Source organism: Streptomyces sp. ID05-26A (assembly GCF_033794685.1).
GTDB lineage: Bacteria > Actinomycetota > Actinomycetes > Mycobacteriales > Pseudonocardiaceae > Lentzea.
In genome coordinates, this window is record NZ_JARAYZ010000002.1 from 1,603,694 (window position 1) to 1,617,201 (window position 13,508).

At 69.5% G+C, this 13,508-nt stretch carries 17 protein-coding genes; 11 read left to right on the forward strand and 6 right to left on the reverse strand.

Going from position 1 to position 13,508, the window contains the following annotated elements:
* Positions 1-21: 21 nt before the first annotated feature.
* The 3 genes from PV646_RS22990 to PV646_RS23000 are packed head-to-tail and all read left to right on the forward strand — an operon-like array spanning position 22 to position 2,231.
* Positions 22-438: a RidA family protein gene (locus PV646_RS22990; protein WP_500344233.1), complete on the forward strand. Its 417-nt coding sequence runs from the start codon at positions 22-24 to the stop codon at positions 436-438.
* A gap of 58 nt (positions 439-496) precedes the next feature.
* Positions 497-1,372 (forward strand): fumarylacetoacetate hydrolase family protein, encoded by an 876-nt coding sequence (locus PV646_RS22995; protein ID WP_500344234.1) that lies wholly within the window; start codon positions 497-499, stop codon positions 1,370-1,372.
* Between the two features lie 34 nt (positions 1,373-1,406).
* A complete protein-coding gene (locus PV646_RS23000; protein ID WP_500344235.1) occupies positions 1,407-2,231 on the forward strand; it encodes a PaaX family transcriptional regulator in 825 nt (274 codons plus the stop codon).
* Here PV646_RS23000 and PV646_RS23005 read toward each other — a convergent pair.
* The gene (locus PV646_RS23005) at positions 2,228-2,746 is read right to left on the reverse strand and encodes a M15 family metallopeptidase (protein WP_500344236.1); all 519 of its coding nucleotides are present in this window, start codon (positions 2,744-2,746) and stop codon (positions 2,228-2,230) included. The two genes, PV646_RS23000 and PV646_RS23005, sit on opposite strands and share 4 nt — an antisense overlap.
* A 110-nt stretch (positions 2,747-2,856) precedes the next feature.
* Here PV646_RS23005 and PV646_RS23010 point away from each other — a divergent pair, with 110 nt between their 5' ends.
* From PV646_RS23010 to PV646_RS23020, 3 genes are all read left to right on the forward strand, one after another.
* Complete coding sequence (locus PV646_RS23010) at positions 2,857-3,201, forward strand: hypothetical protein (RefSeq protein ID WP_500344237.1); 345 nt, start codon at positions 2,857-2,859, stop codon at positions 3,199-3,201.
* 14 nt (positions 3,202-3,215) lie between these two features.
* The gene (locus PV646_RS23015) at positions 3,216-3,707 is read left to right on the forward strand and encodes a glutathione peroxidase (RefSeq protein ID WP_500345065.1); all 492 of its coding nucleotides are present in this window, start codon (positions 3,216-3,218) and stop codon (positions 3,705-3,707) included.
* Between the two features lie 196 nt (positions 3,708-3,903).
* Positions 3,904-4,968, forward strand: a complete 1,065-nt coding sequence (locus PV646_RS23020) for a lectin MOA-related protein (protein ID WP_500344238.1) — start codon at positions 3,904-3,906, stop codon at positions 4,966-4,968.
* Between the two features lie 76 nt (positions 4,969-5,044).
* Here PV646_RS23020 and PV646_RS23025 read toward each other — a convergent pair whose 3' ends face one another.
* Complete coding sequence (locus tag PV646_RS23025; protein WP_500344239.1) at positions 5,045-5,515, reverse strand: hypothetical protein; 471 nt, start codon at positions 5,513-5,515, stop codon at positions 5,045-5,047.
* Between the two features lie 91 nt (positions 5,516-5,606).
* Positions 5,607-6,458 carry an alpha/beta fold hydrolase gene (locus PV646_RS23030; RefSeq protein ID WP_500344240.1) on the reverse strand — a complete coding sequence of 284 codons (852 nt, stop codon included), beginning with the start codon at positions 6,456-6,458 and terminating at the stop codon, positions 5,607-5,609.
* Between the two features lie 123 nt (positions 6,459-6,581).
* Between PV646_RS23030 and PV646_RS23035 the strand changes: the two genes are divergently transcribed.
* Positions 6,582-7,166: a CGNR zinc finger domain-containing protein gene (locus PV646_RS23035; RefSeq protein WP_500344241.1), complete on the forward strand. Its 585-nt coding sequence runs from the start codon at positions 6,582-6,584 to the stop codon at positions 7,164-7,166.
* 28 nt (positions 7,167-7,194) lie between these two features.
* Here PV646_RS23035 and PV646_RS23040 read toward each other — a convergent pair whose 3' ends face one another.
* Positions 7,195-7,521, reverse strand: a complete 327-nt coding sequence (locus PV646_RS23040; protein ID WP_500345066.1) for a winged helix-turn-helix transcriptional regulator — start codon at positions 7,519-7,521, stop codon at positions 7,195-7,197.
* 145 nt (positions 7,522-7,666) lie between these two features.
* Here PV646_RS23040 and PV646_RS23045 point away from each other — a divergent pair, with 145 nt between their 5' ends.
* The 4 genes from PV646_RS23045 to PV646_RS23060 all read left to right on the forward strand — a co-directional run bounded on the left by PV646_RS23045 (position 7,667) and on the right by PV646_RS23060 (position 10,332).
* Complete coding sequence (locus PV646_RS23045; RefSeq protein WP_500344242.1) at positions 7,667-8,032, forward strand: DoxX family protein; 366 nt, start codon at positions 7,667-7,669, stop codon at positions 8,030-8,032.
* Positions 8,033-8,077: 45 nt separating this feature from the next.
* Positions 8,078-8,794, forward strand: coding sequence for a spermine/spermidine synthase domain-containing protein (locus tag PV646_RS23050; RefSeq protein ID WP_500344243.1), 717 nt, complete (start codon positions 8,078-8,080; stop codon positions 8,792-8,794).
* Between the two features lie 127 nt (positions 8,795-8,921).
* Complete coding sequence (locus PV646_RS23055; RefSeq protein ID WP_500344244.1) at positions 8,922-9,950, forward strand: VanZ family protein; 1,029 nt, start codon at positions 8,922-8,924, stop codon at positions 9,948-9,950.
* A complete protein-coding gene (locus tag PV646_RS23060) occupies positions 9,925-10,332 on the forward strand; it encodes an SRPBCC family protein (protein WP_500344245.1) in 408 nt (135 codons plus the stop codon). The genes PV646_RS23055 and PV646_RS23060 overlap by 26 nt, the downstream gene beginning before the upstream one ends.
* Before the next feature lie 6 nt (positions 10,333-10,338).
* On the opposite strand, the gene PV646_RS23065 is transcribed toward PV646_RS23060, so the two are convergent.
* Positions 10,339-12,414, reverse strand: a complete 2,076-nt coding sequence (locus PV646_RS23065) for an alpha/beta hydrolase (protein WP_500344246.1) — start codon at positions 12,412-12,414, stop codon at positions 10,339-10,341.
* The gene (locus PV646_RS23070) at positions 12,411-13,484 is read right to left on the reverse strand and encodes a class I SAM-dependent methyltransferase (protein WP_500344247.1); all 1,074 of its coding nucleotides are present in this window, start codon (positions 13,482-13,484) and stop codon (positions 12,411-12,413) included. Before PV646_RS23070 ends, PV646_RS23065 begins: the two co-directional genes overlap by 4 nt.
* Between the last annotated feature and the right edge of the window lie 24 nt (positions 13,485-13,508).

Here is a 13,508-nt window from a genome sequence, read left to right on the forward strand (position 1 = left end):
CGTCAGATAGTGTCAATACTCATGAGGCCAGCAGCAGTGAACCCGGCCAGCCTTCCTGCGCCGAGCGGTTACTCCCACGGCACCCTCGCCGGCACCACCCTGTACCTCGGCGGGCAGACCGCCCTGGACGCGGACATGAAGATCGTCCCGGGCGGGATCGTCGAACAGTTCCGGCAGGCGTTCGGCAACGTGCTCACCACGTTGCGCGCGGCCGGTGGCGAGCCGGAAGACCTGGTCAGCATCACGATCTACCTCACCGACATCCCCGACTACCAGGCCCACGGCAAGGAGATCGGCAAGGCGTGGCGCGAGCTCGCCGGACCCGTCTACCCGGCCATGGCGGGCATCGGCTGCACCGCGCTGTGGCAGCCCGAGGCGCTCATCGAGATCCTCGGTGTCGCGGTGATCCCCGAGGAGCGGCTGGTCAGGCCGAGCTGAATCGATAGCGTATTCATGATCCACGAAACGTGAACGCGATATCCGAGGAGGTGCGCGGGTGAAGCTCGCAGCTGTGACAGTCGGCGGAGTGCGGCGCGCGGCGGTGGTCGACGAGACGAGACGTCTCGTCTCGGTGTTGTCCACCACGGTCGACGACATCGTGCGCGGGGCACCGGCCGACGTGGCCGGCGCCGAGGTGCTGCCGCTGGCCGAGGTGCGGCTGGAGGCGCCGTTGCACCGCTTCAACCGCGACATCCTGTGCACCGGCTGGAACTACTGGGACCACTTCGACGAGTCCGCGGGCAAGCGCGAGGGCCAAGACCCGGTCTCCCGTCCGCTGCGGCCGACCTTCTTCACCAAGGGCCCGGACACCGTCATCGGCCCGTCCGACCCCATCGCGTACGACCCGGCGGTGTCCCAGAAGTGGGACTACGAGGCGGAGATCGCGATGGTCATCGGGCGCGACGGCCGGTCGATCCCGGAGGAGAAGGCGCTGGACCACGTGTTCGGCTTCCTCGTCGCGAACGACGTCTCGCAGCGCGACCTGCAACGCGCGCACGGCGGCCAGTGGCTCAAGGGCAAGAGCCTCGACGCGACGATGCCGCTCGGCCCGTGGCTGACCACCACCGACTCCGTCGACCTGACGGGGATGCGGGTCCAGTGCGAGGTCAACGGCGTGCTGCTGCAGGACGCGTCGAGCGAGCAGATGGCGTTCTCGTTCGCTCAGATCATCGCCGAGCTCAGCCAGGGCATGACCCTGCGCGCGGGCGACGTGATCCTGACCGGCACCCCCAGCGGCGTCGGCAACGCCCGTGAGCCGCAGCTCTTCCTGCGTGACGGCGACGTCGTGGTGACGCGGGTCAGCGGCCTGGGCGAACTGCGCAACACCGTCACGCTGACGGACCTGGGTGGGCCGGGCGTTAAGCTCGGCTGATCAAGGTGAGGAGAGGGCACTGGACGTCGCGGACATGACCGTGGAAGCCGCGGCTCCCGCCGGGCGCGACCGGCTCGGCCCGCTGATCATCACGATCTTCGGCCTCTACGCGCGCGGCGAGCACAACTGGCTCTCCGTCGCCTCCGTCGTCCAGCTCATGGCCGACCTGGGCGTGGAGGGCCAGGCGGTGAGGTCGTCGATCTCGCGCCTGAAGCGCCGGGGCGTCGTGCGGGCCGAACGCCGCGACGGCGCCGGTTACGCGCTGGCCGAACCCACCCTGGAGACGCTGGCCGAGGGCGACACCCGCATCTTCGAACGCCGCCGCGCCACCGCCGAGGACGGGTGGCTGGTCGTCGTCTTCTCCGTGCCCGAGTCCGAACGCGACAAGCGCCACGCCCTGCGCACCAGCCTGATCCAGCTCGGTTTCGGCACCACGGCCCCCGGTGTGTGGGTGGCACCGGGCAACCTCGCGACGGAGACCCGTCGCACCCTGGAGCGCCGCGGCCTGTCCGAGTTCGTCGACATCTTCGCGGGGCACCACTTCGCGTTCGGCGACCTGCGCTCGAAGGTGCGCGCCTGGTGGGACCTCGACGAGCTGACCGACCTGTACGCGGACTTCCTGCGCCGCCACCGTCCCGTTCTGGATGCCGGCGTCATCTCACCGGAGCAGGCCTTCCAGACCTACGTCCCGATGCTCACGGCGTGGCGGCGCCTGCCGTACAGCGACCCGGGTCTCCCCCTGTCGCTGCTGCCTCCCGGCTGGAACGGCGTCACGGCCGAGGCCCTGTTCGGGGAGCTCAACGCCACCCTGAGCGCTCCGGCCCGCGAGCACGCCCTGGCCGTGATCCACGGTCGTTAGCCGGCGTTGCTCTGCGGCTGCGGGCACTGGCCACCGGGTGTCGTCAGCAGCTCGAAGTGCCACATCTCGTTGGCGTAGGCCTGGCACAACCCGTAGTCCGAGCCGTGCTGGATGAGCCAGTCGTCGGCGTTGGTCGGCCCGATGTCGATCGCCTTGCCCGTGACGTGCGCCGACTTCTCCGGCGGGTGCACCCACCGCAGCGCCTCGTCCTTGCTGCGGTACAGGTCGATCGCCTCGTCGAGCAGCCGCTGCTGGTACTCGGCGCTGCGCCAGCCCGACGTCACCCGGAACTCGACGCCCTTCAGCAACGCGTCGGCGGCGGCCTTGCGCATGGCGGCCAGCAACGCCGGGTCGAGGTTCGCGATGGCGGCGTGCCCGTCGTCGTCCAGCGAGATGGTCTCGTTCTTCGGGATGCTGCCGTCGCCGGTCGTCTTCACCCGCGTGCTCGTGTGAGTGCCTGTCATCTGCGGGCCCGCGGGTGTGCAACCCGTCACCATCACGAGCAGGAGCATCATCGCAATTCCTTTACCAGCCACGACTTCGAGCTTTCCGGAGCGATGTCCCCGGACGGCCAGCGGAATGTGCTCGTTGTGCAACGAACAGTCGACTGCGTAGAACGGTGATCATGAGTTCCCGGATCACCGTGTGCCGCGGCTGCTGCTGCGGCACCGCGCGCAAGCACCCCGAGGTCGACCACGACCACCAGCTCGCGGTGCTGCGGGAGCGGATCCCCTCCGTGCTCGTGGCCGACTGCCTGGACGCGTGCGAGTCGTCGAACGTGGTCGTCGTGCGGCCCAGTCCCGCCGCCCGTGCGGTCGGGGCGCGGGCGGTGTGGGTCGGGTCCGTGCTGGACGACGAGACGGTGGAGGGCGTGATCGACTGGGTCGACGCGGGCGGGCCGGGCGTCGCCCCCGCGCCGCCCTCACTCGCCTCCCGGATCGTGCCCGCTCCCGGAGGGTCCAAGACATGAACTACGTTGGCGGCATGGAGATCTACGACATCCCGGTCCGCACGCTCGCGGGTGAGCCCGGCGACCTGGGGGCACTGCGGGGCAAGGTGGCGCTCGTCGTCAACGTCGCCTCGCGCTGCGGCCTCACCCCGCAGTACGCGGGCCTGGAGCGGCTGCAGGAGAAGTACGGCACCGAGGGCTTCTCCGTGGTCGGCTTCCCGTGCAACCAGTTCATGGGCCAGGAGCCGGGCACGGCCGAGGAGATCGCCACGTTCTGCTCGGCGACGTACGGGGTGTCGTTCCCCCTCTTCGAGAAGATCGAGGTCAACGGGCCCGATCAGCACGCCGTCTACCAGGAGCTGACCCGGCACGCCGACGCCGACGGCACGGCCGGTGACGTGCAGTGGAACTTCGAGAAGTTCCTCGTCTCGCGCGACGGCCAGGTCATCGGCCGGTTCCGGCCGCGCACCGAGCCCGAGGACGCCACCGTCACCGAGGCGATCGAGGCCGCGCTGCGCCAGCGGTGACTCCACCGAATAGCACTGCTTGACCGGGTCAAGAGGCAGCGCGGCGGATTTCACCCGGCAGCGACACACCTCCGGGTGGCTTGCCGGAGCGCAACGCCCGCGGCGGCCTCTCCGGTCCACCTATAGATATCTTGTCGCGCCACGGCGGCCGGCGGAACGTTGAACGGGTCCAAACCCCTTCCTTTCCGAGGCCGCCATGACGATCCTGCGCATCACCCCGACCGAGACCACCGAGCTGCTCCTCCCCGCCCCGCGCGAACGGCACGCCAACCCCGGCGACCTGCTCGCCGGCCACCTGCACGCCCCGAGAAGAGGCGAGAACGCACCGGGCCTCGCCAGAGGCGAGGGCCCGATCCTCTCGCTGAGCGAGCCGATCCCCGCCGAGCAGCTGGACGCGAACACGCCGTACGTCATCCAGGACTCCCACGGACGGGTGCTGAGCGTCCAGGACGCGGGTAGCGGCTCCTGGGAGTGGGCGTACTTCGGCGCCTACAACAGCTACTGGACCGACGTGTTCCCGCTGCAGTTCTCCGCGAACCCGGTCAGCACGCCCTCGTCGATCACCATGCCGGCACGTACCTGGCCACTGCACTCGAACGGCACCGCGACCTCGTGGGAGTACGCCTTCTGGGCGCCGTCCGACTACGGCACCGGCTATCCGGTGATGTCGATGACCGCGAAGGCCGCCCAGACCAACGCGGACGGTTCGCAGGCCTACACCCTGTCGTGGAACAACAACGGCACGACCATGACCCTGTGCTCGGACTCCGGTTCGTGGAACTGGGCGTACGTCTCGAGTTCGCACTCCGCCGCCTCGCTCACGTTCCACAAGTTCTACGTGCAGCAGAAGAAGCTGAACAGCCTGTTCAGCGCCGCGTGGCCCGATGCCAGCTACGACCTGAAGCTCAACACCGGGGACCTGTACTACCAGGCTGTCACGACCGCGCAGGCGATGTCGACCTACCAGAACTCCGGGCTCGCGCAGTACAGCTGGAAGGCCAACTACTTCGACTGCGACGACTTCAGCTACGTCTACAAAGCACAGTCCTCGAAGGACGCCTACGCGGCGAGCCCGGAGTACGGCTACGCGGTCGGCATCATCTTCGGGACGACGAAGAACAGCGCGCACGCCGTCAACGTCTTCATCGACACCAGCGGCACCGTCCAGGTCATCGAGCCGCAGAACGGTCAGATCTGCCAGGGCAAGGACTGGAAGGACTCCACCGGCGCCGTGTACTCGCCCTACTTCATCCTGATGTAGACGATCGTGGTGCCGCCCCACGACGTGCGGGCGGCACCACGACGTCATCCGACGACGGGAGCCCGTCTCGGGCGGATCAGCGCCTCTCGTCCGTGACTCCGCCGGACAGGAGGTCGCCCGTGTGACTGCTGTACTGCAGGGCCGACGCCATGAACGTGTACCTGGAGGCCGCGCCGTTCAGGTTCGGGGTCCAGCAGCGTCGCTCGCCGGGTTTGATGTGCTTGTTGCCGCCGGGGCTGTCGCAGTTGACGGCGCCGACCAGCTCGCCGCGGTCGTAGCGGTGGAGCCAGACCTGTGCGTACTGGCTCGCGGTCATGGGCTTGTCGAACAGCGCGAAGGCGAAGTACAGGCTGCCCGCGCGGCACAGCTCGACCGTGCCGACCGACACACCGTTGGTGGCGACGATGTCACTGATGTCGACGCGGGTCTGGTAGCCGCTCCCGTTCTGGCAGAACGGGTTCACCTGCACCTCGGCCGACGCGGGTGTTGCCAGCCCCAGCAGCACCGCGCCCGCCACCGCGAGCGCCGCGGTCACTTTCCTGATCATGTCCCCTCCTCGTGTGCACGACTGGTAGCCGCGTCATCACGATGAGGAACCGGTGTTGCGGAGCTCTTGCACCTTTTCTTGAATCCCCAGGTCAGGCGAAAGTCTTCGCCAGCACCGTGTGCACGTGCCCGGCGATCTCGTCGGCCGCCTCCTCCAGGGCGAAGTGCCCGGTGTCGAGCAGCACGACCTCGGCGGAGGGCACGTCGCGGCGGTAGGCCTCGGCTCCGGCGGGCACGAAGAACGTGTCGTGACGGCCCCAGACGGCGAGCACCGCCGGCTGCCGTTCGCGCAGCCACGCCTGCCAGGCCGGGTAGCGGCCGATGTTGGTCTGGTAGTCCCACAACAGGGACCTCATGTAGTCGGCGCGGCCGGGCAGGTCGAGGACGCGCTGGTCGGCGAGCGCCTGTTCGGGGTCGATGCGCTCGGGGTCCTGGGCGCCCGCGAGCCACTGGTGGCGGGTGCCGTCGAGGCTGACGACCCAGTCGATCATCTCCTGGTCCTGCGAGCGGTCCTTCCACCAGCCGTTCAGGCCCTGCATGTCGGGACCGAGCCCCTCGACGTACGCGTTGCCGTTCTGGGTGATCACGGCCTGGACGCGCCGGTCGTGCTCGAGGGCGACGCGGAAGCCCACCGGGGAGCCGAAGTCGAACATGTAGACGGCGTAGTCGCCGATGCCGAGCAGGTCGATGACCTGGCCGGTCACCACGGCCAGCCGGTCGAACGTCGGTTCGCCGGGCAGCGGGTCGGACGAGCCGAAGCCGGGGTAGTCGATGGCGACGACGTGCCAGGACGAGGCGAGGCGGTCGATCAGCCGCACGTAGGCGCGGGTGCTCGACGGGTAGCCCGGCAGCAGCACGATCGTCGGCCTGTCCACGTCTCCGGCCTCCCGGACGAACACCTTCAGGCCGTCGACCTCGACGTGGCGGTGGCGGATCGCGGGCATGTCGTTCTCCTCGGTTCGTTCTAATGGGTAGAACGACCGTATACGCGTTAGGTTTGGCGGCGCAAGCTCCTTCGGCGAGAATCTGCTAACGTCTCAACCGGGTTCGTAACCGTTAGGAGAAGCGTGGCGACGACACTGGCCGAGTTCCAGGCGGCAGGGTTCCCGATGGGGGCCGAGCCGCTCGTCGCGCTCGACCTGGTGGACACGCGGGCGTTGTGCGTCGCCCCGGTCAAGGACCTCATCGCCGACGAGACCGCCCACGCGACGTGGTGGTCGTTGCAGGCCGACCGCCTGCCTGTCGCGCCGCCACCGCCGCTGAGCGCGACCCGCCGGCTCCGTTCGCTGCTCCAGGACCTGTTCGAGGCCCACCTGACCGGTCGCACGCCCGACCCTGCGCGGATCGCGGACCTCAACGCCGTCGCCGCCTCGGTCCCCACGAGCCCCCGGCTCGACGGCTGGGGTTCCGAGGCGCGTGCCGGGGTCCGCTGGCACGACGACCACACCGGTCATCCCGCGCTGGCCGCGATCGCGGGAGAGGCGATCCGGCTGCTGGCCGACCCCGAACGGCTGGGCAGGGTGCGGGCGTGCGCCAACCCGGCCTGTTCGATGATGTTCCTGGCGGAGAACAAGCGCCGGGTCTGGTGCGCCGCCAACGTGTGCGGCAATCGAGCGCGGGTGGCCCGGCACTACGAGCGGACCCGCTCCTAGATCGTCGTCACACCCCGTTCGACGACCTCTACCGCCGGCGGTTGGCGTTGATCTCGTCGCTGTGCTCCAGCGCCCACTCGGCGAGCGCGATCACCAGTGGCATCAACGTCTTCCCGAGCCCGGTCAGCTCGTACTCGACGCGCGGCGGCACCTCCGCGTAGGCCGTGCGGCTGACCAGGCCGTCCTCGACGAGGTGCTTCAGCGTCAGCGTGAGCATCCGCTGCGAGATGCCGGTGATCGTCCTCTCCAGCGCGCCGAAGCGCAGCGGACCCTCGCGCAGCGCGCCGACCACCAGCAGGCTCCACTTGTCGCTGATGCGGTCCAGCACCTCGCGGACCGCGCCGCCGTCGTTCATCGGCGGCGGGCAGCCGTTCGAGCGGGTGAACCCCGTCACAACCAGCCCTCCCGTCCTGGACACATACACCGATGTGCCTTTTGTGGCGCCCTCAACACAGACACATCATGAGGCTACGCACAAGAGGTAAGGATCGGAGTCTGCAATGAACATCGCGCTGTGGGTGGTCCAGGGTCTGCTGGCCGCCGTCTACCTGGCAAGCGGTCTCATGAAGCTCGTGCGCTCGCACGAGCAGATCGTCGCGTCCAACGGGAACTGGGCGAGGGACGTGTCCGGTACGGCGGTGAAGGGCATCGGCGCCGTCGAGGTGCTCGGCGCGCTCGGCCTGGTCCTGCCGTGGCTGACCGGCATCGCCCCGGTCCTGACGCCGATCGCCGCCGTCGGGCTGGTCGTCGTCCAGGTCTTCGCCGCGCGGGCGCACCTCAAGCTCGGCGAGACGAAGTCGTTGCCCGTCAACGTGGTTCTGCTGGCGCTGGCGGCGTTCGTCGCGATCGGCCGTTTCGCCGGCTGACCGCTCCACTCACCCGTCCGTGTCCACGAGGTACCGTGCCGTCGCATGAGTGCGCGCTTCCAGGAACTCGACTACCGCCAGACCCCGCTGGGCGAGCTGACCCTGCGCCGCCGGCTCGAACCCGGTACCGGCAGGGAGATCCACGAGATCAAGCTCAACGAGGAGTTCCTGATGTCGAGCCTCTTCACCGTGGCGGAGGTGGAACTGGCGAACCTCGCGCTGGCGGAGCTGCCCGGCCACGACCTGACCGTCGTGGTGGGCGGCCTCGGGCTCGGCTACACCGCGCAGACCGTCCTGGAACACGAGAACATCGCCTCGCTCGTGGTCGTCGACGCCCTCGGCGAGGTCATCGAATGGCACCAGCAGGGCCTCATCCCCGCCGGCCGGACGCTGGGGGCGGACGAGCGTTGCGCACTGGTGCACGGTGACTTCTTCGCACTGACCCGCTCCGGCCAGGGCTACGACGCGGCCACGCCCGGCAGGGAGTTCGACGCGATCATCGTCGACATCGACCACTCCCCGCGCCACCTGCTGCACCCCACCAACGCCGACTTTTACACCGTCGAGGGGGCGCACCGCCTCGCCGGCCTGCTCAAGTCCGGTGGGATCTTCGCGCTCTGGTCCAACGACCCGCCCGAGGCCGAGTACACCGACACCCTCTCGGCCGTGTTCACCGACGTGCGAGCCGAGGTGGTCAGCTTCCCCAATCCCCTGCAGGGCAGGGATTCGACCAACACCGTCTACCTCGCGCGGCGCCGCTGAGCCGTTCGCCGCAACTTGCCCGATCAAGGTTTGCCGGGAGACGCGAGCGGGCATTGGTCCGCTCATGATGGCGTCGTACTGGGAAACCGCCCGAACCGGTTTCCTGGCGTTCGTGGGTGTCGGGTTGATGGTCCTCGTTCCCCTGGTCCTGTTGCACTACTTCCGTTTCCGGCGGGTCGAGCCGCGCCGCGCGTTCGTCCTCTACGGCCTGCTGGCCTACGGGCTCGTGGCGCTGGCGCTGATCTTCCTGCCGTTCCCCTCGGACGTGTCGAAGCTGTGCACGGGCGAGCAGATGCTGTCCACGGTCCCCTTCCAGTGGGTGACCGACATGAGCAACAACATGGCGGCGAACGGGCGTTCCGGCGTCCTCGCGATGGTGAGGTCGCAGGCGTTCCTGCAGCAGCTGTTCAACGTCGCGCTGGTCGTGCCGCTGGGTGTGGTGCTGCGCAAGGCGTACGGCAAGGGGCCGCTCGCCGTGATCGCGATCAGCCTGGGCGTCTCGCTGGCCGTGGAAGTGGTGCAGTACACCGGCAACCTCGGTTTCTACCCGTGCCCGTACCGGATCGCCGACGTGGACGACCTGATCTCGAACACCTTCGGCGGTCTGCTGGGCTGGATGATGGCGCCGGCCGCGTTCGTCGTGCCCAGGGTGCCCTCGTCCGACGAGTCGAGCGCGCCGGTCGAGACCGTCACGGTGCCGCGCCGGATCCTCGGGCTGATCTCCGAGCTCGTGCTGGTGATCGTGATCGCGAAGCTCGAGCTGCACTCGGATCCGCGGTGGGCCGTGTGCGTGCTCGTGGCGTTCCGGGTGGTGCTGCCGGCCGCGGCGAACGGGATGACGATCGGCGGAGTGCTGCTGCACTACCGGATCCGTTCCGCGGACGGGTCGCGCGCCAACCCGTTCCAGCTCGCACTGCGCGAACTGCTCGGCCTCACCGGGTTCATGGCCTACGCGACCGTGGTGTCGCCGCTGGTCGACATCGGCTGGTGGGACCTGGTGGTCGTCGCGCTGTACGTCGGCGGGGCGTTCGTCGTGCCCGTGTTCCGACGCGACCAGCGCGGATGGCACGAACATCTGGCACGGACGCGGGACGTGTTCGCCGAGCGGAAGACCGGGTACCCCGACCGCCATGACGACGTACACGCACACAGCTGAAGCCGACATCCCGGCCGACACCCTGTTCGGGTTCCTGGCCGAGCCGCGGAACCTGCCCCGCTACTTCCCGCAGATGACCGCGGCCGAGCCGGAGGGCGGTGAGCAGGTGCACGTCGAGGCCGAGGTGCACGGCCACCACGTCGAGGGCGAGGCGTGGGTGCGGCCGGACGCCGAGCGGCGGACGCTCGAGTGGGGCGCCGAGGGCCCGGACGACTACCACGGCGAACTCCAGATCGAGGAGGTCGCGCCGGGCCGGTCGCGGATCACGGTGAGCCTGCACAGCGTCCGGGAGGCGCAGGGCGACGAGGTGCAGCGCGGGCTGGAGCAGACGGTCGCCGTGCTCACCCAGACCGCGGCGGCCGACGACCGTTCGACGGACTGACCCCCCTCAGAGCAGCTCGGCGAGAAGGGCCGCGGCCCGGGAAGCACCGTCGGTCTCGACGCTGCGGTAGCGCACTTCGCGGCCGATCTCCTCGGCCATCGCGGCAGCCAGGACGTCGCGGTCGGAGACCTCCTCGTACGTCATGCACCGGCCCGCTCCGTAGCGTTCGAGCCGGTGCCGTACGTGGAAGTTCTGCTCGAAGTGGTGGCGCAGCGGTACGTAGATGAACGGACGCCGGGCGGCGGTCAGCTCCATGCACGTCGTCAGGCCGCCCTGCACCACCGCGAGATCGCACGCGGCGAGGTAGCGGGGCAGGTCGGGCACGTACCCGCGGAACTCGACGCCGTCCTGCCCCGGTAGTGACGCCGGGTCGATGCGGGGCCCGGTGACGACGAGGAACCTCAGGCCCGGCACCTTCCGCCGTGCGGCGGGAACGGCGTCGAGCACGCGTCGCAGCAAGGACTCCCCCACACTCGAACCGCCGACCGTGACCACGCACAGCTTCTCGCCGGTCCCTCGTGCCGTCTCCCGCTTCTCGGGCAGGTCGAATCCCGTGACGTAGCCGGAGAAGTCGAAGTTCTGCTCCGTCCACTCGCGAATCGCGGGCAGGCCCTCGCCGAACGGCAGCGAGACCACGTCGTCCGGGTTGCCGACGAACACCGACCGGTCGCGAACGCGGCGGTGGCGGGCTCGTTGCTCGATCATGTCGAGGTTGTAGTCGGCGGTCAGGCGTTGCTCGCGGGCGCCGCCGTCCGGCATCGGCAACCAGCCGACGAAGTCCGTCAGCCACGCGAACGAGAACCGCTTCAGGCGGGGGTTCTCGTGCAGGAAGTAGTCCACGTCCCAGGCCTCGTCGCCGATCACCAGGTCGTAGTCCTCGGCCTCCAGCACGTCGTGGAACACCATGAAGTTGGTGACCAGCACCGCGTCCAGGCGGCGGAACGTCTCGAACACGTGCAGGTCGTGCTCACCCGCGTCGTCCTCCACGTGCGACGACTCGTTCGCGAGCCAAGCGGACGCCGGGTGCACCCGCTCCCCCGCCGGCCCGAGCACCTCGGTGACCGGGTGCTGCGCGAGCCAGTCGACCTGCAGGCGCGGATGGAGCTTGCGCAGTTCGGTCGCGATGGCGAGATCACGGCGGGCGTGGCCCAGACCGATCGGTGAGCTCAGGTACAGCGCCCGCGGCGGCCTGGTCCGGGACGTTCGGATGCGCTGAACATCTGGATGAACACGATCAACGAAGTCCTTGACCAGCAGGTTGATCCGCACCGGGTCGCGGGCGTGCACGCCGTGACCGGCGCCGTCGATCAGCACCAGCGAACCGCCGGTGAGCTCGGCGAGGCGTTCCCCGATGGCGTGCGGGCGGACGCGGTCGCCGGTCCCGTGGATCACCAGCACCGGGCAGCGGACCTCGCGGCAGTCGTCCGCGATCGACGGGGAGGCGAGCCGACCGGCCGTCGTGTCCACCAGCGTCGCGGGCTCGATCTCGTGCGCCCACCGCACCGCGTCCTCGATCTGCCTGGTGGAGTGGGGTTCGGCGAACATCCCGGCGAAGAACCAGTCGGCGAAGTCGTCGTAGCCGCCGTTGAGCCAGTAGTCCCGGTTGTACTTGCCCTCGGCCGACTCCCAGGACTGCTTCTCCTGTTCCTGGACACCGATGAGCGACCCGCTGGCCGGGCCGATCGCGACGATGCCGGAGATCCGTTCGGGGTGGCGGGCGGCGGCGAGCACCGACCAGGCGTCCCCTCGGGACAACGCCACCAGCACGGCCTGCCCGGTGTCCGTCGCGTCCAGGACCGCGATGGTGTCCGCCGCGTACTCGTCGTCCACATAGGACTCGCCCCCGGCCGGGCGGCTCGACTCGCCACTGCCGCGGCCGTCGAACGTGACCACCCGGAAGTGCCTTGCCAGGTAGGGCACCTGCGCCTTCCAGAACCTCGACGGCACGATCGACCACGTCGGCATCAGCAGCACCGTCGGCCGGCCCGGGTTGTCGTAGACCTGGAACGCGAGCCGCACCCCGGCGCGCTCGGCGAAACCCCTGCTGTCGGCCTCGCGCACCGGGCGCGGCTCGGTGTTCACGGCCGGACTTCGAGGACCTGGTTGAACGGCGTCTGCGCCACTCCGGCGAACCGGTTGAAACCGCCGGCCACCGCCACGTCGCGGATCCGCGCGGGCCCGGCCTGCGTGCCGAGCGCCAGTCCGACGTCCTGCGACAGCGAGGCCGGCGTGCACAGCAGCGTGGAGAAGCCGTAGTAGGTGCGGCCGACGGGGTTGAGGTTGTCCTCGACGTGGTCGCCCGCCATGGGTTCGACGATCATCCACGTGCCGTCGGCCGCCACCGCGTTCTTCACGTGCTTCGCCGCGCCGACCGGGTCGCCCATGTCGTGCAGGCAGTCGAACATGGTCACGAGGTCGTAGCCCGTGCCGCTGAAGTCCTTGGCGGACGCCACTTCGAACGTCACGCGGTCGGCGACCCCGGCGGCCTCCGCCCGTTCGCGGGCGATCTGGATCGACTCGGGGTGGTAGTCCGACCCGGTGAAGGCGGAGTTCGGGAAGGCCTGTGCCATCAGGATCGTTGATGCGCCGTGACCACAGCCGACGTCGGCGACCCGTGCCCCGGCCCGCAGTTTCGCGGTCACGCCGTCGAGCGCGGGCAGCCAGCCCTCGATCAGGTTCGCCGCGTAGCTCGGCCGGAAGAACCGCTCGCAGCCGATGTGCACGTCGCTGCTGTGCTCGTGCCAGCCGACACCGGACCCGCTGCGCGCCGCGTCGAGCACCCGTCCGGCGTCGTTCACGGTGCCCAGCGCGATCTGGAACATGCCGGGCAGGAACGCGGGGCTGTCCTCGACCGTGAGCGCCACCGCGTGTTCGATCGGCAACGTGTACCGGCTGGTCACGGAGTCGTAGGACACGTAACCACCGGCGGCCTGGGCGTTGAGCCACTCCCGCGCGTACGGCTCGGCGGTGCCGCTGCGGTCGGCGAGCTCGGCGGGGCTGATGGGCTCGCCGGACGCCATGAGGCGGTAGTAGCCGAGCTTGTCGCCCATGACGACGAGCGCGGCGTTGAGCGTCGCGCCGACCTCGTCGACGGCCCGGAACACGAACTGCATGAGCTTGTCGGTGTCGACCTCGGGTCTCGTAGTGGTCATCTGCTCTTCCCTCCTGTGAGGGTC